17 protein-coding genes are annotated in these 19,471 nt (G+C 59.9%); 16 read left to right on the forward strand and 1 reads right to left on the reverse strand.

Annotation, left to right across the window (positions count from 1 at the left end):
• Positions 1-318: 318 nt before the first annotated feature.
• Genes arnB through HNR03_RS17620 form a run of 9 tightly spaced genes read left to right on the forward strand, consistent with a single transcriptional unit; the run spans position 319 to position 10,726 of the window.
• A complete protein-coding gene (gene arnB / locus HNR03_RS17580; RefSeq protein WP_259154858.1) occupies positions 319-1,467 on the forward strand; it encodes a UDP-4-amino-4-deoxy-L-arabinose aminotransferase in 1,149 nt (382 codons plus the stop codon).
• Positions 1,464-2,483: an undecaprenyl-phosphate 4-deoxy-4-formamido-L-arabinose transferase gene (gene arnC / locus HNR03_RS17585; RefSeq protein ID WP_259154859.1), complete on the forward strand. Its 1,020-nt coding sequence runs from the start codon at positions 1,464-1,466 to the stop codon at positions 2,481-2,483. Before arnB ends, arnC begins: the two co-directional genes overlap by 4 nt.
• The gene (gene arnA / locus HNR03_RS17590) at positions 2,480-4,486 is read left to right on the forward strand and encodes a bifunctional UDP-4-amino-4-deoxy-L-arabinose formyltransferase/UDP-glucuronic acid oxidase ArnA (protein WP_259154860.1); all 2,007 of its coding nucleotides are present in this window, start codon (positions 2,480-2,482) and stop codon (positions 4,484-4,486) included. The genes arnC and arnA overlap by 4 nt, the downstream gene beginning before the upstream one ends.
• The gene (arnD, locus tag HNR03_RS17595; RefSeq protein ID WP_259154862.1) at positions 4,486-5,370 is read left to right on the forward strand and encodes a 4-deoxy-4-formamido-L-arabinose-phosphoundecaprenol deformylase; all 885 of its coding nucleotides are present in this window, start codon (positions 4,486-4,488) and stop codon (positions 5,368-5,370) included. The genes arnA and arnD overlap by 1 nt, the downstream gene beginning before the upstream one ends.
• Positions 5,367-7,016 (forward strand): lipid IV(A) 4-amino-4-deoxy-L-arabinosyltransferase, encoded by a 1,650-nt coding sequence (arnT, locus tag HNR03_RS17600; protein WP_259154863.1) that lies wholly within the window; start codon positions 5,367-5,369, stop codon positions 7,014-7,016. Before arnD ends, arnT begins: the two co-directional genes overlap by 4 nt.
• A complete protein-coding gene (gene arnE, locus HNR03_RS17605) occupies positions 7,013-7,357 on the forward strand; it encodes a 4-amino-4-deoxy-L-arabinose-phosphoundecaprenol flippase subunit ArnE (RefSeq protein WP_259154864.1) in 345 nt (114 codons plus the stop codon). The genes arnT and arnE overlap by 4 nt, the downstream gene beginning before the upstream one ends.
• Entirely contained in the window at positions 7,354-7,755 is a 402-nt protein-coding gene (gene arnF, locus HNR03_RS17610; protein ID WP_222586542.1) for a 4-amino-4-deoxy-L-arabinose-phosphoundecaprenol flippase subunit ArnF, read from the forward strand. Before arnE ends, arnF begins: the two co-directional genes overlap by 4 nt.
• Positions 7,752-9,131: a UDP-glucose/GDP-mannose dehydrogenase family protein gene (locus tag HNR03_RS17615; protein ID WP_259154865.1), complete on the forward strand. Its 1,380-nt coding sequence runs from the start codon at positions 7,752-7,754 to the stop codon at positions 9,129-9,131. The genes arnF and HNR03_RS17615 overlap by 4 nt, the downstream gene beginning before the upstream one ends.
• Complete coding sequence (locus tag HNR03_RS17620; protein ID WP_259154866.1) at positions 9,128-10,726, forward strand: glycosyltransferase family 39 protein; 1,599 nt, start codon at positions 9,128-9,130, stop codon at positions 10,724-10,726. The genes HNR03_RS17615 and HNR03_RS17620 overlap by 4 nt, the downstream gene beginning before the upstream one ends.
• A gap of 51 nt (positions 10,727-10,777) precedes the next feature.
• Here HNR03_RS17620 and HNR03_RS17625 read toward each other — a convergent pair whose 3' ends face one another.
• Positions 10,778-11,743: a LysR family transcriptional regulator gene (locus HNR03_RS17625; protein ID WP_259154867.1), complete on the reverse strand. Its 966-nt coding sequence runs from the start codon at positions 11,741-11,743 to the stop codon at positions 10,778-10,780.
• A gap of 295 nt (positions 11,744-12,038) precedes the next feature.
• Between HNR03_RS17625 and argH the strand changes: the two genes are divergently transcribed.
• The 7 genes from argH to HNR03_RS17660 all read left to right on the forward strand — a co-directional run bounded on the left by argH (position 12,039) and on the right by HNR03_RS17660 (position 19,466).
• On the forward strand, positions 12,039-13,466 hold the full coding sequence (gene argH, locus HNR03_RS17630; protein WP_259154868.1) for an argininosuccinate lyase: 1,428 nt from the start codon (positions 12,039-12,041) through the stop codon (positions 13,464-13,466).
• Between the two features lie 150 nt (positions 13,467-13,616).
• Positions 13,617-14,495, forward strand: a complete 879-nt coding sequence (locus tag HNR03_RS17635) for an amino acid ABC transporter permease (protein ID WP_259154869.1) — start codon at positions 13,617-13,619, stop codon at positions 14,493-14,495.
• A gap of 10 nt (positions 14,496-14,505) precedes the next feature.
• On the forward strand, positions 14,506-15,270 hold the full coding sequence (locus HNR03_RS17640; RefSeq protein ID WP_208668100.1) for an amino acid ABC transporter ATP-binding protein: 765 nt from the start codon (positions 14,506-14,508) through the stop codon (positions 15,268-15,270).
• A gap of 38 nt (positions 15,271-15,308) precedes the next feature.
• Positions 15,309-16,133: an ABC transporter substrate-binding protein gene (locus tag HNR03_RS17645; protein WP_222586536.1), complete on the forward strand. Its 825-nt coding sequence runs from the start codon at positions 15,309-15,311 to the stop codon at positions 16,131-16,133.
• Positions 16,134-16,283: 150 nt separating this feature from the next.
• The gene (locus HNR03_RS17650) at positions 16,284-17,132 is read left to right on the forward strand and encodes a polysaccharide deacetylase (RefSeq protein WP_259154870.1); all 849 of its coding nucleotides are present in this window, start codon (positions 16,284-16,286) and stop codon (positions 17,130-17,132) included.
• Positions 17,125-18,012, forward strand: a complete 888-nt coding sequence (locus HNR03_RS17655) for a polysaccharide deacetylase (RefSeq protein WP_259154873.1) — start codon at positions 17,125-17,127, stop codon at positions 18,010-18,012. The genes HNR03_RS17650 and HNR03_RS17655 overlap by 8 nt, the downstream gene beginning before the upstream one ends.
• Positions 18,009-19,466: an MmgE/PrpD family protein gene (locus HNR03_RS17660; RefSeq protein WP_259154874.1), complete on the forward strand. Its 1,458-nt coding sequence runs from the start codon at positions 18,009-18,011 to the stop codon at positions 19,464-19,466. Before HNR03_RS17655 ends, HNR03_RS17660 begins: the two co-directional genes overlap by 4 nt.
• The last annotated feature ends 5 nt before the right edge of the window (positions 19,467-19,471 follow it).

Genomic DNA, 19,471 nt, shown 5'->3' on the forward strand with positions numbered 1-19,471 from the left:
AGACACTTGCGCAGGAATGGACTTCGAAAAAGCAGGGTGAGCGGTGCAAGCCTGAACAGTGCCTGTATGACTTCCAGATAAACGATTACTCGACTGGCTTTTCATGTTCCTTTCACAAAATCTGGCATAACCTTGGTTGATCTGAAAAAAGTCTGCTCCTCGCCCAAACTGCCGACACAAACGACAAAAGTCAATTGAGGTCGCGCATCGCGATGCTGAGTCAAGTAATTGATGCAGCGCTGATTTTTAGTCTAAGCTTTCGTTGGATCCGACGAATCAGCGCTGAACGTCCGTAATTTTTTCAACCCCGAGGTGCCAATGAGTCAGGCTTTTCTCCCCTTCTCCCGCCCGAGTATCGGCGATGAAGAAATTGCCGCCGTAGAGCAAGTATTGCGCTCTGGCTGGATCACCACCGGGCCGAAAAACCAGGAACTGGAAGAGCAATTTGCCCATTACGTGGGCTGCCGTCATGCCGTGGCACTTTCCTCGGCCACTGGCGCAATGCATATCACGTTGCTGGCGCTGGGAATCGGTCCAGGGGATGAAGTGATCACACCCTCCCAGACTTGGGTGTCCACCGCCAACATGATTTGCCTGCTGGGTGCCACACCCGTATTCGTCGACGTTGACCGTGACACGCTGATGAGCGACGTGTCCAGCATCGAAGCGGCCATCACCCCGCGCACCAAGGCAATCATTCCGGTGCACTACGCCGGCGCCGCATTTGATCTGGACCCGCTTTACGCGCTGGCCGACAAACACGGCATTCCGGTTATCGAAGACGCCGCCCATGCCGCTGGCACCTTGTATAAAGGCCGCCACGTCGGCGCCCAAGGCACGGCAATCTTCTCGTTCCACGCGATCAAGAACATGACCTGCGCCGAAGGCGCGATGTTCGTCAGTGACGACGAAGCCCTCGCCAATCGAGTGCGCATGCTCAAGTTTCACGGCCTCGGCGTTGATGCCTACGACCGCCTGACCCATGGCAGAAAACCTCAAGCCCAAGTGATTGAGCCGGGTTTCAAATACAACCTGGCCGATATCAACGCTGCCATTGCCCTGGTGCAACTCAAGCGCCTTGACGAGATCAATGCCAAGCGTACCGAACTGGCCCAGACCTACCTGAAGCGTCTGGAAGGCTCGAAGGCACTACCGTTGGTCATGCCGACGTACCCGCAGCAACATGCCTGGCACCTGTTCATCCTGCGCATTGACGCCGAGCGCTGCGGTCTGGATCGCGAAGCCTTCATGAAGGCCTTGCAGGAGCAGAACATCGGCACCGGTATTCATTTCATCGCAACGCACTTGCATACCTACTACCGTCAGCGCTTTCCTGACATCTATCTCCCCAACACCGAATGGAACTCTGCACGCCTGTGCTCGATTCCGTTATTCCCCGACATGACCACCGACGATGTCAATCGTGTCGTCGATGCCATTGAAAACACACTGGACACACGCCTGTGAAACCGTATCCGATCCATTGCGTGTCGATCGTCATCCCGGTCTACAACGAGCAAGACAGCCTGCCCGAGTTGCTCCGACGCACCGAAGCGGCATGCGAGCAACTGAGCCATGACTATGAAATCGTCCTGGTCGATGACGGCAGCCGCGACGACTCCGCGCAAATCCTTGAAGAAGCTGCCCAGCGTGAGTCCAGCAAGGTGGTCGCGGTCATTCTCAACCGCAACTACGGCCAGCACGCCGCAATCATGGCCGGTTTCGAACAGTGCAAAGGCGACGTGATCATCACGCTCGACGCCGACCTGCAGAATCCTCCGGAAGAAATTCCGCGCCTGGTCGCCCAGGCCGAACTCGGTTACGACGTCGTCGCCACGGTCCGCAGCAATCGCCAGGACTCGGCCCTGCGCCGCTGGCCTTCGAAGCTGATCAACCTCGCGGTGCAGCGCTCCACCGGCGTTGCCATGAGCGACTACGGCTGCATGCTGCGGGCCTATCGACGGACCATCGTCGACGCCATGCTCGCCTGCCGTGAGCGCAGCACGTTCATCCCGATTCTGGCCAACAGTTTCGCCCGGCACACCACGGAAATCCTGGTGATGCACGCCGAGCGCGAGCACGGCGAGTCCAAGTACAGCCCGATGCGTCTGATCAACCTGATGTTTGACCTGATCACGTGCATGACCACCACGCCGTTGCGGCTGCTGAGCATTGTCGGCTTCGCCATGGCGGCACTCGGCGTGCTGTTTGCCACCGCGCTGATAGTCCTGCGCCTGGCGTTCGGCGCCAGCTGGGCCGGCCACGGCACGTTCGTGCTGTTCGCCGTGTTGTTCGTATTCACCGGCGGGCAATTTATCGGCATGGGGCTGTTGGGTGAATACCTGGGCCGCATGTACAGCGATGTCCGCGCGCGCCCACGTTTCTTCATCGAAAAAGTTCTGCGTAGCCAACCCGCCACGCCAGTTTCCGTTGTCACTGTTGACGGCCTCACTTCCACTTCTTCAGATCAGGTTCTCTCATGAGCGCAAAAGCTGTTGTCTTCGCCTATCACGATATTGGCTGTGCCGGCATCGAATCCTTGCTCGACTCGGGTTTCGACATCGCCGCGGTGTTTACCCATGCCGATGATCCGAAGGAAAACGCCTTTTACGGCTCTGTAGCGCAACTGTGCGCGCGCAAAGGCATCCCGGTGCATGCTCCGGAAGACGCCAACCATCCACTGTGGATCGAGCGCATCAGCAAACTCAATCCTGAGTACCTGTTTTCCTTCTACTACCGCAACCTGTTGAGCGAACCGCTGTTGGCCACGGCCAGCAAAGGCGCATTCAACCTGCACGGTTCGTTGCTGCCGCGCTATCGCGGTCGCGCACCGGCCAACTGGGTGCTGGTCAATGGTGAAACCGAAACCGGTGTGACCCTGCACCGCATGGTCAAGCGCGCCGACGCTGGCGCAATCCTGGCCCAGAAAAAAGTTGCGATCGAGCGCAGCGACACCGCACTGACCCTGCACGGCAAATTGCGCCAGGCCGCCTCCGACCTTCTGCACGACACCCTGCCTCAGCTGCTTGCCGGCAAAGCTGTCGAAACGCCGCAGGACGAATCCAAAGCCACCGTATTCGGTCGCCGCACCGCTGCCGACGGCAAGATCGAGTGGAAGCGCCCGGCTGAAGAACTGTTCAACCTGGTCCGCGCTGTCACCCAGCCTTACCCGGGCGCGTTCTGCGACGTGGGCGAACACAAACTGATCGTCTGGAGCGCAGAAGTCGCCAAGGGCAATGAAGGTCAGAAACCTGGTCGAGTCATCAGCGTCGATCCACTGCGCATCGCGTGTGGCGAAGACTCGCTGGTCATCACCTCCGGCCAGCGCAACGAAACCGGCTTGTACCTGAGCGGCCCGCAACTGGCCAACGAGCTGGGTCTGGTCGACGGCTCCATGCTGCGCGGCGCCGAGTCCGGCCGTGGCCCGCGTCGCACCCGAGTGCTGATCCTCGGTGTGAACGGCTTCATCGGCAATCACTTGTCCGAGCGCCTGCTGCGTGACGACCGCTACGAAGTGTACGGTCTGGACATCGGTTCGGACGCCATCGAGCGTCTGCGTAAACACCCGCGCTTCCACTTCGTCGAAGGCGACATCAGCATTCACTCCGAGTGGATCGAATACCACATCAAGAAGTGCGACGTGGTTCTGCCGCTGGTGGCCATTGCCACCCCGATCGAATACACCCGTAACCCGTTGCGCGTGTTCGAGCTCGACTTCGAAGAGAACCTGAAGCTGGTTCGTTACTGCGTCAAGTACAACAAGCGCGTGATCTTCCCGTCGACTTCCGAAGTCTATGGCATGTGCCAGGATCAGAACTTCGACGAAGACACTTCCAACCTCATCGTTGGTCCGATCAACAAGCAGCGCTGGATCTACTCGGTCTCCAAGCAACTGCTGGACCGGGTCATCTGGGCCTATGGCCAGAAAGGCCTGAACTTCACCCTGTTCCGTCCGTTCAACTGGATGGGGCCACGCCTGGACCGTCTGGACTCGGCACGTATCGGCAGCTCGCGTGCGATCACTCAATTGATCCTGAACCTGGTGGAAGGCACGCCGATCCGCTTGTTCGACGGTGGTGAACAAAAACGCTGCTTTACTGACATCGCCGACGGCGTTGAAGCACTGGCGCGGATCATCGACAACGATAACGATGCCTGCAACGGCCAGATCATCAACATCGGTAACCCGGACAACGAAGCCAGCATTCGTCAGTTGGGCGAAGAGCTTCTGCGTCAGTTCGAAGCTCACCCGTTGCGCGACAACTTCCCTCCGTTCGCCGGCTTCCGCGATGTAGAAAGCAAAGCGTTCTACGGCACCGGCTATCAGGACGTGTCCCACCGCAAACCGAGCGTCGCCAACGCCAAGCGCCTGCTGGGCTGGACGCCGACCGTAGAGATGAGCGAAACCATCGGCAATACACTGGACTTCTTCCTGCGTGAGGCCATGCTTGAAATCTCGGAGTCCTCCAAAGAAGAATCACGCTGATGCAGGCTGGCCTTCGAATCGATGTCGACACTTACCGAGGCACCCGTGAGGGGGTGCCTCGTCTGCTTGAAATCCTCGATGAAGCGCAGGTCAAGGCAACGTTTTTCTTCAGTGTCGGACCGGACAACATGGGGCGCCATTTATGGCGCCTCATCCGCCCGCAATTCCTCTGGAAAATGTTGCGCTCCAACGCCGCGGGCCTGTATGGCTGGGACATCTTGCTGGCCGGTACGGCCTGGCCTGGCAAACCGATTGGCCGTGATCTCGGCCACTTGATGCGCCAGGCCCAGGCAGCCGGGCATGAAGTTGGCCTGCACGCCTGGGATCACCATGGCTGGCAGGCCAATGCCGGACGCTGGAGCGACGCGCAGCTGATCGAACAGATCCGCCTGGGCGTGGATACCCTCAGCGATATCCTCGGGAAAAAAGTCGAGTGTTCGGCGTCTGCCGGTTGGCGTGCGGATGAACGGGTGATCGAGGCCAAAGAGGCGTTCGGCTTTCGCTATAACAGCGACTGTCGTGGCCAGAGCCTGTTTCGGCCGATCCTGGCCAAGGGTGGTTTGGCTGCCCCGCAAATCCCGGTCGACCTGCCGACTTTCGATGAAGTGGTGGGCCCAATGGTGGCCGCCAAGGATTTCAACGGGTTCATTCTCGATCGATTCAAACCAGAGAACCTCAACGTCTACACTATTCACGCCGAAGTAGAAGGGATTCTGATGGCTAACGATTTCCGTCAATTGCTGGCCGATGCACGCCAGCGTGACATTCGTTTTACTCCCTTGGGCGATCTTTTGCCCGAGAACCTTGCCACCTTGCCAACGGGACGTGTCGTGCGCGGCAACCTTGACGGCCGAGAAGGCTGGCTCGGAGTGCAACACGCATGAGTAACCGCTTGGCATTACCGCTGTTGCTGGTGATTTTCCTGCTGGCCTACTTGTTGCCATTGGGCAGCCACGGTTTATGGATTCCCGATGAAACCCGCTACGCCCAGATCAGCCAGGACATGCTCCTGAGTGGCAACTGGGTGTCGCCGCATTTCATGAGCCTGCGCTATTTCGAAAAACCGGTAGCGGGTTACTGGATGATTGCCGCCAGCCAGGCGCTGTTTGGTCAGAACCTGTTCGGCGTGCGCTTCGCCTCGGCACTGAGCATGGGTCTTAGCGTATTGCTGTGCTTCCTGGTCGCCCGTCGCCTGTGGAACGATCCGCGCAAGAGCTTTGCCTGTGCGCTGCTGTACATGAGTCTGACGGTGATCGCCGCTCAAGCCGGCTACGCCAATCTCGATCCTCAATTCACCTTTTGGGTCAACCTGAGTCTGGTCGCGTTGTGGTTTGCGCTGGACAGCACTGACCGCACCCGGCGCCTGATCGGCTGGGCGGTGTTGGGGCTCGCCTGCGGCATGGGTTTCATGACCAAGGGGTTTCTCGCCTGGTTGCTGCCGGTGCTCGTCGCCCTGCCCTGGATGATCTGGCAAAAACGTTGGCGTGAACTGCTGGTCTACGGTCCGTTGGGGATTGTCGTGGCCATTGCGGTCAGCTTGCCGTGGGTCCTGGCGGTGCACGCGCAAGAACCCGATTACTGGCGCTTCTTCTTCTGGCATGAACACATTCGCCGCTTTGCCGGAGACGATGCCCAGCATGACGCGCCGTGGTGGTTTTATCTGCCGTTGCTGGTCGGCTTCAGTTTGCCATGGGTGGCGTTACTGCCTCCCGCACTGAAGCAGGCGTGGCAAAGCCGCAAGCAGGCTCACATCGGCTTCCTGTTGCTGTGGTTGCTGATGCCGCTGCTGTTTTTCAGCCTGAGCAAAGGCAAATTGCCGAGTTATATCCTGCCGTGCCTGCTGCCATTGGCGTTGCTGCTGGGTAATGCGCTGGCTGACCGGCTCAAGCTGGAACAGGGTCGGGTGATTGGGCTCAACGGTCTGCTCAACCTGATCCTGGGCGTGACCCTCCTGCTCGCGTTGGTCTACCTGCAACTGAAAAAGCCGCTGTACGACCATGAACTGCACAATCTGGTATTGGTGTTCATCGGCCTGATCGGCTGGATCATGGCGAACCTGCTGCAAGCCTTCCGCCCCCTGCAATGCTGGGCTGCGCCGGCATTCGGCAGCCTGCTGCTGATAGGACTGTTGCCCGCCGGGCTACCCAATTCGGTGGTGTCGAACAAGACGCCTGACCAGTTCATCCTGCATCACGTCGACGAACTGGCGCAGACCGGTAAATTGTTGAGCAATGACCTGGGTGCTGCTTCGGCCCTGGCCTGGCGCCTGAAACGCCCCGATGTTGCGTTGTACAACACGGTTGGCGAACTCAAATACGGACTTGCCTATCCTGATAGCTCGAAGCAGCGGGTGGACACCGACAGCGTACAAGAATGGATGCGCGAAGCCCGTCGCAACGGTTCTGTCGGCGTGGTGATGCGGGTCAAGGGTGACGATGAATTGCAAGAAATCGAGCTCTTGCCCAAAGACGGCAAACGTTACGAACAAGGCAACCTGGTCATTCTGATCTTCCCTCAAGGTGCGTCATGAGCCTGCTACTGCTCCTGGTCGCGTGCCTGCTGACCTGCCTGGGCCAGATCGCCCAGAAGTACGCCGTCGAGAGTTGGCGCGACAAGCCATCAGGCTGGGGCGAGAAATTGTGTTCGCCCTGGCTTTGGCTGGCACTCGCCTCGTTGGGATCGGGCCTGCTCGTCTGGTTGCTGGTGCTGCAGCACCTTGAAGTCGGCATTGCCTATCCAATGCTGAGTATCAATTTCGTGCTGATCACCCTGGTTGCACGTTTTTTCTTTCACGAAACCATCGACCGTCGCCACTGGCTGGGTGTAGCCCTGGTGATCGGTGGTGTCGTTCTGCTGGGGCAACACGCATGAGCCGGCGCCGTGGAATTACCTTCGCCATGGGCAGTGTGCTGCTCGTGAGCGCGGCCCAGCTGGGCATGCGCTGGAGCATGACGCACCTGCCGTCACCCGATGCCTGGCTCAGCGCCCCCCTTGATAAGCTGGCCATCGCCGTGGTGTTTACCGCGATTCTGGCCTACGCGATGTCGATGCTCTGCTGGCTCGCCGCCCTGCGTGATCTGCCGCTGGGCCGGGCCTATTCGCTGCTGAGCATCAGCTATGCGCTGGTGTACCTGCTGGCCGCCAGCCTGCCGTTTTTCAACGAAACATTCAGTCTTTCCAAGACACTCGGGGTGGCCTTGGTCATGCTCGGGGTCATCACCATCAACACACGTCCAGTTAGCGCGCCCGAACTCAGGAGTGCATCATGAAAATCAGTGTATTTGGAAGCGGTTATGTGGGTCTGGTGCAGGCAGCCGTTCTGGCTGAGGTTGGCCACGACGTGGTCTGCATGGACATCGACGCGAAGAAAGTCGAACTGCTGAAACAAGGCCATGTGAGCATTTTCGAACCAGGGCTTGCTGCCCTCGTGCGCGAAAGCCTGGAAGCCAAACGCTTGCATTTCACCACCGACGAAAAACTCGCGGTGCAGCATGGTCAGGTATTGTTTATCGCGGTCGGCACGCCGTCCCAAGAGGACGGGTCGGCGGACTTGAGCTACGTGTTCTCGGTAGGCGAAGCGGTAGCGCGCCATCGTGAGCAACCGGTGATTCTGGTGGAAAAATCCACCGTGCCAGTGGGTACTGGCGACGCCTTGCGGGCACACATCGACAAGTGCCTGGTCAAAATCGACCGCAAGCTGCAGTTCGATATCGTCTCCAACCCCGAGTTTCTGAAAGAAGGCTCGGCAGTCGCCGATTGCCGCCGGCCAGACCGGATCATCGTTGGCTGTGAGCGTGACGAAGTGCGCGACGTGATGCGCGACCTCTACTCGCCGTTCAACCGCAACCACGACCGCATCATGTTCATGGACCTGCGCAGCGCCGAGCTGACCAAGTACGCCGCGAACTGCATGCTGGCGACCAAGATCAGCTTCATCAACCAGATCGCCGAACTGGCCGAGCACCTCGGTGCCGACATCGAATCGGTGCGCCTGGGCATCGGCGCCGACTCGCGCATCGGTTACCACTTCATCTACCCCGGCTGCGGTTATGGCGGCTCGTGTTTCCCCAAAGACATGCGCGCGTTGATCCATAGCGCCAAAGAGGCGCATTGCTCCAGCGACCTGCTGCAAGCGGTGGAGGCCATCAACCAACGGCAAAAGAACAAGCTGTTCGATCGCATCAACGCTTTTTACAAAGGCGACCTGGCCGGCAAGACCTTCGCCGTGTGGGGCCTGGCGTTCAAACCGAACACCGACGACATGCGTGATGCGCCGAGCCGGGTTCTTCTGGAATCGCTGTGGGCTGCTGGCGCCAGCGTACGGGCATTCGACCCGGAAGCCATGCAGGAGACCCAGCATCTGTACCCGAACGAGTCGAAGCTGATGCTGATGGGCACTCCGGAATCGGTGCTGTCCGGTGCTGACGCGCTGGTCATCTGTACCGAGTGGCAACAGTTCAAGGCTCCGGATTTCGATCTGATTCAGGAGCGGCTGAATGCACCGGTAATCTTTGACGGGCGCAACCTCTATGATGCCGAACGCCTGGCACGCAGTGGCTTCCTGTACTTCCCGATGGGCCGTGGCGAGTCGCGCAAACTGCCGATTCCTCTGCAGCAGTGGCCCACCAACCAAGGCGTCGCTTGATCGCCCTATCGCCTCCTGTTCGTCGGCAGTCGCTGGTTCTAGGGCTGCTGGCGCTGCTGTTGTTCATTGCAGGGGTGTATCAGCAGACAGTGATCGGCTTCGATTCGCGGTTCGTCTTGTTTGCCAAAGAGATGCTGCGTCATGGGCCAACGGTTTTTCCGACTTCCTATGGCCAGCCCTACGCTGACTATTCGGCGGTCTCAACGCTCTTCATCTGGCTGCTGTCGTTGCCCTTCGGGCAGATCAACAGCCTGACAGCCTGGTTGCCGAGCGCGTTGTCGGCGGCGGTGATCGTCGCGCTGATGTACCGCTTGCTGGCGCCCTACTCCCCTCGTTGGGCGCTGCTAAGCATCGCAATGCTGCTGTTGACGAGTACCTTCATCACCGAAACCCGTGCGGTGTCTCAGGATCTGATTCTCGCCGCCGTGGCTTTTGCCGTGTTTTACCTGGGTTACGCCGCCGATCACTTCGGCGCGCGACGTCGCTGGCTGCTGATCTTTGTCCTGTTGCTCCTGGGCTTCGGCGTTCGCGGACCGATCGGCCTGGTGGTGCCAACCGGCATGTTGTGCAGCTATTTCCTGCTCAATCGGCAATGGCAACGCCTGTTCGGATTCGGCCTGTTAGCGGCGCTTCTGCTGACGGTGTGCGTCGGTGCGGTGTTGTGGCTGGCGGAAGCCATCGGCGGCCCGGACTTCATGCATGACGTGGTGCGCATGCAGTTCATGGGGCGCATGGACGGTAGCGAAGGCGTCAGTGGTTCGCTGTATTACTTCACCAGTTCGCTCGGCAACTACGCGCTCGCCTATCCGCTGGCGCTGCTGGCATTGGCTGCGGTCTGTCTGACGAATCCACGTCAGGCGGGCCCCGAGCTGCGTTTGTTGCAATACTGCACGGCAGCGGCGTTGATCGTAATGGTCGGGCTGTCGATCCCCCAGGCGAAGAAAGCCCGCTACCTGCTGCCGATGGTGCCTATGGCGGCGATCATTGCGGCGTATCCCTTCCAGGTGGCACAGGGTCGGATGTTTGCGTGGTTGCGCGGGTTGATGCAAGCCGTGTGGTTGCTGATGCCGGTGCTGTTGGGCGTTCTGATGCTGGTCGCCCATCGACGCTTCCCCGAGGAACTGCCTTCGGTTACCGGCATATTGATCTTTCTCGCTGCGCTGCAAGCGATTGCCGTGGCGGCATTTTTCAGGCCCCGGTGGCGGGCACAGGTGTTGGCGTTGTGTGCGGTGCTGGCGTTGTGGACGGTTTACATTGTGGTTTTCGAACCGGTCGAACGCAGGCTTTATGACACCCAATCCTTTAGCCTTGCCACCTTCGCGCTCGTACAGAAAGATCCAGCGCCACTGGTGATGCACGGCATGGGCAAGGATGCGAAAGCGATCAAGTTCATGGTCAATATCGACCAGGACCTGCAACCGGTGTTTACCGAGTCGGCACAGGAACTGGAGAGTATTCAGGGACCCGCGTGGCTAATGATGGACAGCCACTATTACAAGGCCTTGAAAGGCACTCCGTTGGGCAACTTGGAACCGGCATTAAGTGGGCGTTTCGATAAAAACGACTTCGTATTGCTGCACTTGCTCAAACCATAACCCCGTCAGCATAAGCACTGGTAGTCGTTGTCTGCTCATCAGTGCTTATCATCAAACCGGCGCCTTCAAATCAACCCCCAACGCCTGCGCAAACGCTTTAACCAGCGGACTGCGCACGGTGTTGTGGCGCAGGATCAGATTGAACGGCGTGACGAGGCTTATCAAGTCCGGACGCACCGCCCGAAGCTGCCCTTGAGCCACCATTGAGGCGGCGTAATGCTGCGGCAGAAAACCAACGAATCGCCCGGTCTTGATCAACAGCGCAACGGCTTCCACCTGAGTGGCTGACGCCGAAAAACTGTCGTAGTGAGCAAAATTCAGCTTGTCGCGATGAATCGCGTAGCGGTGGTTCACACACTCGTGATCCTTGAGCACCTGGCTGCCGATTTCTGCGTCCGGCACCGAAAACAACGGGTGACCGATTGCGCAGTAAACTTCCGAACGTTCTTCATACAGCGCGTAGTAATCAAACTCTTCGCGTTTCTGATAAACCGGCACAATACCGGCCACTAACCGACCTTCTACAACGCCTCGCTCCACTTCATCCAGTTGAGAGGCCTGAAGTTGAAACCTTACTTTCGGCGACGTTTCATTAATGTGCCTAAGCGCTGCAACTAAGGGTGAATTAGGGTCGGAAATAGTATTGTCGATAACCCCCACACCCAAGTCACCAATAAGTTCATTCTGAGCTGAACTAAGCCGATCACGAAAGTTGTCGACCGAGGCAAATAAATCGATGGACGCCTGGTACACAAGGCGCCCTTCTTCGGTCAGGTGAAAGCCTTCCCGCCCTCGGGTGCACAAGCGCATGCCAATGCGAATTTCAAGGTCGGAGATCTGTTTGCTGATGGCTGCCAGCCCCACATTCAGCTCGTTCTGAGCCGCACTAAAGCCCCCGGCTTCGACCACGGCCTTGAATACTTTGAGCAATTTGAAATCCAGCCCGCTGAGGGCCAACGGCGCCCGATGTACCGTTTTCGGTGGCGGGTTTCCGGAATTGGAAAGTGGGGTTTCCATAATGCTTATTTACCTCTGGCGCGCTATTCAACAACCTGTGTCCAACAACAAAAACATAGCTGGCCAATAATAATGAACACAGAAAACCAGGCTTGGCAACCGCTAATAATTTCCGAACTTCAGTGCCAACTCACTGATTTCGAACCATTAAAAGCTGACACTTCGATCAGCTCTCGCCCTTTCGCAACTGCCCCTTTTGAAACCTGCTTTGGCCCCATCACGCCCGATTGATTCGTGGCGCGATTTGAGGCCTGGCACACCGATTTCAGTTCGCTTACCGACGAGGAAAACAACAATGTCTCAAACCACCGACCGTCTCTGGGGTGCTCGCTTCAAAAGCGGCCCGTCCGAAGCCCTGGCGGCCCTGTCCCGTTGCCCCGAGCGCTACTTTCGCCTCACCCCTTACGACCTCGCCGGTTCCAAGGCGCATGCCCGTGAACTGCAACGCGCCGGGCTGTTGAGCGAACAGGAAACCCTGACCATGCTCGAGGCCCTGCAACGCATCGGCGATGACTTCCGCGCCGGCAGCATCGCGCCGACCCTGGACGACGAAGACGTCCACACGTTTATCGAACGCCTGCTGACTGAACGCCTCGGCCCACTGGGCGGCAAGCTGCGCGCCGGCCGCTCGCGCAACGATCAGACCGCCAACGACCTGCGCCTGTTCCTGCGCGATCACGTACGCACCCTGGCCGTTGAAGTGCTGGCCTTGCAGCAAGCCCTGGTGGAGCAGGCCGAGCAACACATCGAAAGCATCTGCCCCGGCTTCACTCACCTGCAGCAAGCGCAGCCGATCGTCTTCGCTCACCACTTGCTGGCTCACGCCCAATCGATGCTGCGTGACGTGCAACGCCTGGTCGACTGGGACGTGCGCACTTCCTTGTCGCCATTGGGTGCCGCAGCGATGGCCGGCTCCGCCATCGCGCGCTTGCCGCAGCAGTCGGCCAAGGAAATGGGTTACAGCGGCGTCTGCGAAAACTCCATCGACGCCGTGGCCAGCCGCGATCACGTCGCCGAGTTCCTGTTTATCGCCAGCATGCTGGGGATCAACATTTCCCGCCTTGCCGAAGAGTTTTGCCTGTGGTCGTCGCGCCAGTTCCGCTGGGTCGCGCTGGACGATGCCTATGCCACGGGCAGTTCGATCATGCCGCAGAAGAAAAACCCGGACATCGCCGAACTGGCCCGGGGCAAGGCCGGTCGCCTGATTGGCAACCTGACCGGTTTGCTGTCGACCCTCAAATCCCTGCCGCTGTCGTACAACCGCGACCTGAGCGAAGACAAGAACGGCGTGCTCGACAGCGTCGATACCCTGCTGCTGGTGCTACCAGCGATGGCCGGGATGGTCGCGACCATGAAGGTCAATGTCGAAGAACTGCGGCGCCAGGCGCCATTGGGCTTCACCCTCGCCACCGAAGTCGCCGACTGGCTGGCCATGCGCGGCGTGCCGTTCAAGGAAGCTCACGAAATCACCGGGGCGCTGGTCCAGGCCTGCGAGAAACACGACCTCGAATTGTGGGAAGCGTCCCCGGCGCTGCTGGCCGAGATCGATCCGCGCCTGACCGCCGAGGTGCGCGACAGCCTGACCCTGGAAGCCGCCATTGCCGCTCGCAGTGGTTGGGGCGGCACGGCGCCGCAACAGGTTCGCGAGCAGATCGGCCGCTTGAAAACCGCGCTCGCCGCCCAGCAAGCGTGGACCGAAAACTATCAGGGCTTCCGCCTCTAAAGCAGTACGCAAAACCTGTGGGAGCGGGCTTGCTCGCGAATACGGTATGTCATTCAACATGAATGGCGACTGACACGCCGCCATCGCGAGCAGGCTCACTCCCACAAGGGAATGTGCTTGACCTGAAATACCAGTGTACGGAGAAACAACATGAGCCAGACTCAGGCAGAACGACTCCAGTCGGAGCGCAAACTGGCGGAAAACCAGTTCGATATCACCCAGTACGATCACGTGCCACGGCGTTACTACGGGCGGATTTTCTTCGCCACGTTGATCGTCATCGCGATCATCGGCCTGGTGCGGGCCTTCGCCGAAGGCAAGATCGAATGGTCGTACATCGGCCAGTTCCTCACCTCCCAGGCCATCATGTGGGGCTTGCTCAACACCATCGTCATGGCGGTGCTGGCGATGGCGCTGGGCATTGTCTTCGGGGTCATCACCGCGATCATGCGCATGTCGGCCAACCCGATCCTGCGCTATGTGGCCGTGACCTACACCTGGTTGTTCCGCGGTACGCCGCTGATCCTGCAACTGCTGTTGTGGTTCAACCTGGCGCTGATCTTTCCCACCATCGGCATCCCCGGTCTGTTCGAAATGGACACCGTGACCCTGATGACGCCATTCGTGGCCGCCCTCCTCGGCCTGAGCATCAACCAGGGCGCCTACACCGCCGAAGTGGTGCGCGCCGGCCTGCTCTCGGTCGACACCGGTCAGTACGAAGCGGCCAAGTCGATCGGCATGCCGCGCTTGCAAGCGCTGCGCCGGATCATCCTGCCGCAAGCCATGCGGATCATCATTCCGCCGGTCGGTAACGAGTTCATCGGCATGGTGAAAATGACCTCCCTGGCGAGCGTCATCCAGTACTCGGAACTGCTCTACAACGCGCAAAACATCTACTACGCCAACGCCCGGGTCATGGAGTTGCTGATCGTCGCCGGTATCTGGTACCTGGCCACCGTCACCGTGCTGTCCTTTGGTCAAAGTCGTCTGGAGCGTCGTTTCGCTCGCGGCGCCGGCAAGCGTTCTTGAGGAGCCCAACATGAGAAGCATCGTCAAGGCCGTGAGCCTGAACAAATATTACGACCAGTTCCACGCGCTCAAGGACATCAACATCGAAGTCGAGCAAGGCGAAGTGCTGTGCATCATCGGCCCGTCCGGTTCCGGCAAAAGCACCTTGCTGCGTTGCGTCAACCAGCTGGAAAAGATCGACAAGGGCGGCCTTTGGGTCGACGGCGAACTGGTCGGTTACCGCATTGCCGGCAACAAACTGCATGAACTCAATGAATCGCAAATTGCCCGTCAGCGCCTGGCCACCGGCATGGTGTTCCAGCGTTTCAACCTGTTCCCGCACATGACGGTGCTGCAAAACATCATCGAAGGGCCGTGCCAGGTGCTCAAGCGTTCGCCCAAAGAGGCGACCGAAGAAGCCGTGGAACTGCTCGCTCGCGTCGGCCTGGCCGACAAGCGCAACAGCTACCCGATCGAACTCTCGGGTGGTCAGCAACAACGTGTCGCCATTGCTCGCGCATTGGCCATGCGACCCAAGCTGATGCTGTTCGATGAACCCACTTCGGCACTCGACCCGGAACTGGTCGGTGAGGTGCTGTCGGTGATGCGCGATCTGGCGCAAACCGGCATGACCATGATCGTCGTCACCCATGAACTGGGCTTCGCCCGTGAGGTTTCCAACCGCATGGTGTTCATGGACGGCGGGCAGATCGTGGAGGCTGGAAGCCCCGAAGAAATACTAATAAGTCCGCAAAACCCACGCACCCAAAGCTTCATTTCTGCCGTTCGAACCTAAGCGCCGGTTGGCGTAACAACACTCATAAGAGAACGACCATGAAGAACTTCGTTATCCCCGCAGTACTCGCAGGCCTGATGGCTTCCAGCTTCACCTTTGCCGCCGAATTGCCAGCCAGCATCAAGGCCAAGGGCGAGATCGTCGTCGCGATCATGCCGAACTACCCGCCGATGGACTTCAAGGACCCGGCCACCAACACCCTCACCGGCCTCGACTATGACCTGGGCAATGCCCTGGCCGAGCGTCTGGGCGTGAAGATCAAATGGCAGGAAACCGGCTTCGAGCAAATGATCAATGCGCTGACCACCGACCGCGTGGACATGGTCCTGTCGGGCATGACCGACACCGCCGAGCGTCAGGCCAGTGTGACCTTCGTCGACTACTTCACCAGCGGTCCGCAGTTCTACACCCTGCAAAAGAACAAGGACTTCAACGAGATCACTGACCTGTGCGGCAAGAAAGTCGGCACCAGCCGCCGCACCACCTTCCCGGCGGAAATCGCCGAGTGGAGCAAGGCCAACTGCGAAGCCGCCGGCAAGCCTGCGATCAATGTGATCGGCACCGAAGGTTCGGCCGATGCCCGCGCGCAACTGCGTCAGAGCCGTATCGATGCCGCGATGCAGGGCAGCGAAACCCTGCCGTACCTCAAGACCCAGGAAAAGGACATGTACAAAACCGTTGGCCTGCCGATCTCGCAGCAGTTCTCCGGCCTTGGCGTGAGCAAGAAAAAGCCTGAGTTGAGCGAAGCCGTGAAGGTCGCGCTGCAAAGCATGATCGACGACGGTACGTACCAGACCATCCTGAAGAAATGGGACCTGGAACTGGGCGCGATCAAAACCGTGACCGTTAACGCCGGCAAATAAGTTAGCAGGCAACCTGGACCAAATGTGGGAGCGGGCTTGCTCGCGAAGGGGCCGTGTCAGTCAGCACTGATGTGAATGACACTGCGCTTTCGCGAGCAAGCCCGCTCCCACAGGGTTGCGTTCTACCGACGAATGAATGGAGCACCACTGATGTCCTCCTCGCCACAACCCACCTGGCCCGACCAGCACAAAGCCTGTCTCGCCCTGGCCTTCGACCTCGACGGCCCCACCGGCGATGCCATGCTCAATGGCTCGATCTGGCGCAAGCCCGAGTACTTCGGCTTCGGCGGTTACGGCCCCTATCGGGCGTTGCCGCGCCTGCTTGATCTGCTCGACGAGTTCCGCATTCCGACGACGTTTTTCGTCCCGGCCTGGGTCGTGGAGAACTGGCCGAAACAATGCCAGGCGATAGTCGAGCGCGGTCATGAAGTGGCGTACCACGGCTACAAACACGAATCCTTTTACGCCCTGACGCTGGAACAGCAAAAGGACGTGATGAAACTGTCCCGCGACGTGTTCTGGAAGCACCTGAACATCCGCGCCGAAGGCTTTCGCACGCCATCCGGCGATTGGCGGGCAGAAACCCCGGCGATGCTGGTGGAAGCCGGCGTGACCTATTCAAGCAGCATGCGCGGCGACGACCGCCCTTATCTGGTCAACGTCCCGGGCTTCGACACACCGCTGGTGGAAATCCCCGGCCGCTGGGAAATGGACGACTACGCCTCCCTCGCCTACACCCGCGCACCGGACTTCCCTTCGGGCCTGGACCGCACCGCCAGCTACGCGCTGACCCTGGACAACTGGTGCCGTGAGTACGACGGCGCGATGAACGAAGGGCTGTGCCTGACCACCCTGTTCCACCCCAAGATCACCGGCAAACCGGGGCGCATCCTGCTGCTGGAAAAACTCTTCGAACACATGCGCCAACGCGACGACGTGTGGTTCGCCACCTGCCGCGATGTCGCCCAATGGTGGCTGAAGGAGCATCACCATGACTGATTCCGCTGTCTGGCCCAAAGGCTACCGCTGCGCCGTGGTCCTGACCGTCGATTACAACGACATCCACGGCATTCTGACCCAGGCGCCGGAAGTCGCCGGGCGCGACAAGACGCTGTCGGTCTGGCGTTACGGCACCCAACGCGGGGTCGAGCGTTTGCTCGATCTGTTTGCAGAACTTGGGGTGCGCAGCAGCTGGTGCATTCCCGGCATCGTCGCCGAGGAAAATCCACAGCACCTTCAGTCCATTCAAGCCGGCGGACATGAGATCGCCTGCGCAGGCTATCGCCACCAAAACTACGACACACTCAGTCTCGCCGAGCAAAGCGCCGAGATCGCCAAAGGCTGCGACGCCTTGCAAGCGCTGACCGGCGTGCGTCCTACCGGGTTTCGCATCCCGGCCGGCAACGGCGCACCGGGTTTCATCGAGACCCTGAGGGATCAAGGCATTCGCTGGTCGTCGTCGTGGCGTGGCGATGATTTGCCCTTCGCGCATCCAACGGCCCCCGAAGTGATCGAGTTGCCGCTGCACTATGAACTGGAAGACGAACCCTATTTCGCCTTCAACCTCAGCCCGGCCGTGCCGCCGGCGCAATCGCGAATCGCCTCTTACAGCCACACCCTGGGCAACCTGCAAATGGACTTCGCCGGGTTTCACCGGTTCGGCCTGTGCTACGTGCTGCGCCTGCACCCGGAAATCATTGCCACGCCAGGGCGGATTGGCGTGTTGCGCGAGTTGCTGCAAGGCATCCAGCAACACGATGACGTCTGGATCGCCACGGCTGGCGAGGTCGCGCAATGGTGGGCGGATTCGGCGGTGCCCGTCGCCGAGGATCACCCGGCATCCGTGTATGAGCGCCATTATCGGGACTACCTGCTATGACCGAACGCATGCTGCGACTGGCGCGGTTCTGCGTCGATACGCAGTTCGAAGACTTGCCTGCGGCGCTGGTGGCGCAAGCCAAACGGCACATCCTCGACACCTTCGGCGCGACCTTGGCCGGGGCGGAGAGCGCGGTGGCGTTGCAAGCCCGCCAGGTATTTGCCGGTGAAACCGGTAACACCCTGGTCTGGGGCACGGACCTGAGAATGGGTGCCGCCCAGGCGGCGATACTTAACGGCGTCGCTGCCCATGCGCTGGAACTGGACGATACCGGTGGCTGCGACCATTCCGGCGCGGTGGTGCTGCCGGCGGTCATGGCCGCCGTGTCGATGTCTGAGCGGCCGGTCAGTGGCCGCGAGCTGATCACGGCGGTTGTCATCGGCTACGACATCGGCCGTCGTGTGCTCGAAGCGTGCGGCAGCTATTCGGCCCACAACGGCGCCGGCTGGCATTCGACCGCCACGTGTGGCGTGTTCGGCGCCGCCGCCGCGTGTGCGCGGATTCTAGGCCTGGATGCCGCGCAAACCTTATCGGCGCTGGGTATTGCCGGCAGCTTCAGCGGCGGTCTGTGGGCCTTCATTCATGACGGTTCGCAGAGCAAGAAACTGCACACGGGTCGTGCCGCGGAAGGCGGATTGCTGGCGGCGCGTTTTGCCCGCCAAGGCATCACCGGGCCGTCAAAGTTGTTCGATGATGTCTGGGGCGGTTTTCTCAAGACCCTGGCCGGTGACGCCGCCGTGCCCGAAGCGCTGGACGCCGACCTCGGCGTGGTATGGAAACTCGCCCGCTGCTCGATCAAGCCTTATGCCGCGTGTCGCGGGACGCACTCGGCGATCGACGCCTTGGGCCTGTTGCTGGATCAATTGCAGGTGGATGCCAGCCAGGTCGAAGACGTGCAGGTGTCGCTGTGCGGGTTTCTCCAGGACATGTGTGGCGGCCAGAATGTCAGCACCCTGGCGGCGGCGCAGATGAGCCTGCCCTATGCCCTCGCCGCCCGGCTGGTTCATGGCCATTGCCGGCTGCAAGCCTATGACGACCCGCAACGTGGCGATCCGCGCATCGCTCACTGGATGTCGCGCATTCACCTTGAAGTGGACCCGCAACTGTCAGAGGATGGCGAGCCTGTTGTCAGCCTGCGGACCGTGGACGGTCGGCAGGCTAGCCTGTGTGTCGACCCGCCATTGGGCGCGCCGGGGAATCCGTTGAGTGATGCAGCACTGGAAGAAAAGTTTTTCAGCCTCGCCGGGCGGGTCATGCCGCGGGAGCGGGTTGAGGAACTGCTTGAGCAGTTGTGGCGACTGGATGAGTTGGAATCTATCGACGTGTCGATCGTTCCCACGCTCTGCGTGGGAATGCCTCACCGGACGCTCTGCGTCCGCTTCTGGGACGCGGAGCGTCCCGGGCTGCATTCCCACGCAGAGCGTGGGAACGATCAGCACGATCATCAAATCTGAATAAG

The sequence above is a fragment of the Pseudomonas sp. JAI111 genome (assembly GCF_024809425.1).
GTDB lineage: Bacteria > Pseudomonadota > Gammaproteobacteria > Pseudomonadales > Pseudomonadaceae > Aquipseudomonas.

Bases quoted from the DNA above. Each gene is read 5' to 3' on its own strand.
- argH (WP_259154868.1), top strand. From the start codon at position 12,039: ATGTCTCAAACCACCGACCGTCTCTGGGGTGCTCGCTTCAAAAGCGGC.
- HNR03_RS17650 (WP_259154870.1), top strand. From the start codon at position 16,284: ATGTCCTCCTCGCCACAACCCACCTGGCCCGACCAGCACAAAGCCTGT.
- HNR03_RS17640 (WP_208668100.1), top strand. From the start codon at position 14,506: ATGAGAAGCATCGTCAAGGCCGTGAGCCTGAACAAATATTACGACCAG.
- HNR03_RS17615 (WP_259154865.1), top strand. From the start codon at position 7,752: ATGAAAATCAGTGTATTTGGAAGCGGTTATGTGGGTCTGGTGCAGGCA.
- HNR03_RS17655 (WP_259154873.1), top strand. From the start codon at position 17,125: ATGACTGATTCCGCTGTCTGGCCCAAAGGCTACCGCTGCGCCGTGGTC.
- arnE (WP_259154864.1), top strand. From the start codon at position 7,013: ATGAGCCTGCTACTGCTCCTGGTCGCGTGCCTGCTGACCTGCCTGGGC.
- arnB (WP_259154858.1), top strand. From the start codon at position 319: ATGAGTCAGGCTTTTCTCCCCTTCTCCCGCCCGAGTATCGGCGATGAA.
- arnT (WP_259154863.1), top strand. From the start codon at position 5,367: ATGAGTAACCGCTTGGCATTACCGCTGTTGCTGGTGATTTTCCTGCTG.
- HNR03_RS17625 (WP_259154867.1), bottom strand. From the start codon at position 11,743: ATGGAAACCCCACTTTCCAATTCCGGAAACCCGCCACCGAAAACGGTA.
- arnF (WP_222586542.1), top strand. From the start codon at position 7,354: ATGAGCCGGCGCCGTGGAATTACCTTCGCCATGGGCAGTGTGCTGCTC.
- HNR03_RS17635 (WP_259154869.1), top strand. From the start codon at position 13,617: ATGAGCCAGACTCAGGCAGAACGACTCCAGTCGGAGCGCAAACTGGCG.
- HNR03_RS17660 (WP_259154874.1), top strand. From the start codon at position 18,009: ATGACCGAACGCATGCTGCGACTGGCGCGGTTCTGCGTCGATACGCAG.
- arnA (WP_259154860.1), top strand. From the start codon at position 2,480: ATGAGCGCAAAAGCTGTTGTCTTCGCCTATCACGATATTGGCTGTGCC.
- HNR03_RS17645 (WP_222586536.1), top strand. From the start codon at position 15,309: ATGAAGAACTTCGTTATCCCCGCAGTACTCGCAGGCCTGATGGCTTCC.
- arnD (WP_259154862.1), top strand. From the start codon at position 4,486: ATGCAGGCTGGCCTTCGAATCGATGTCGACACTTACCGAGGCACCCGT.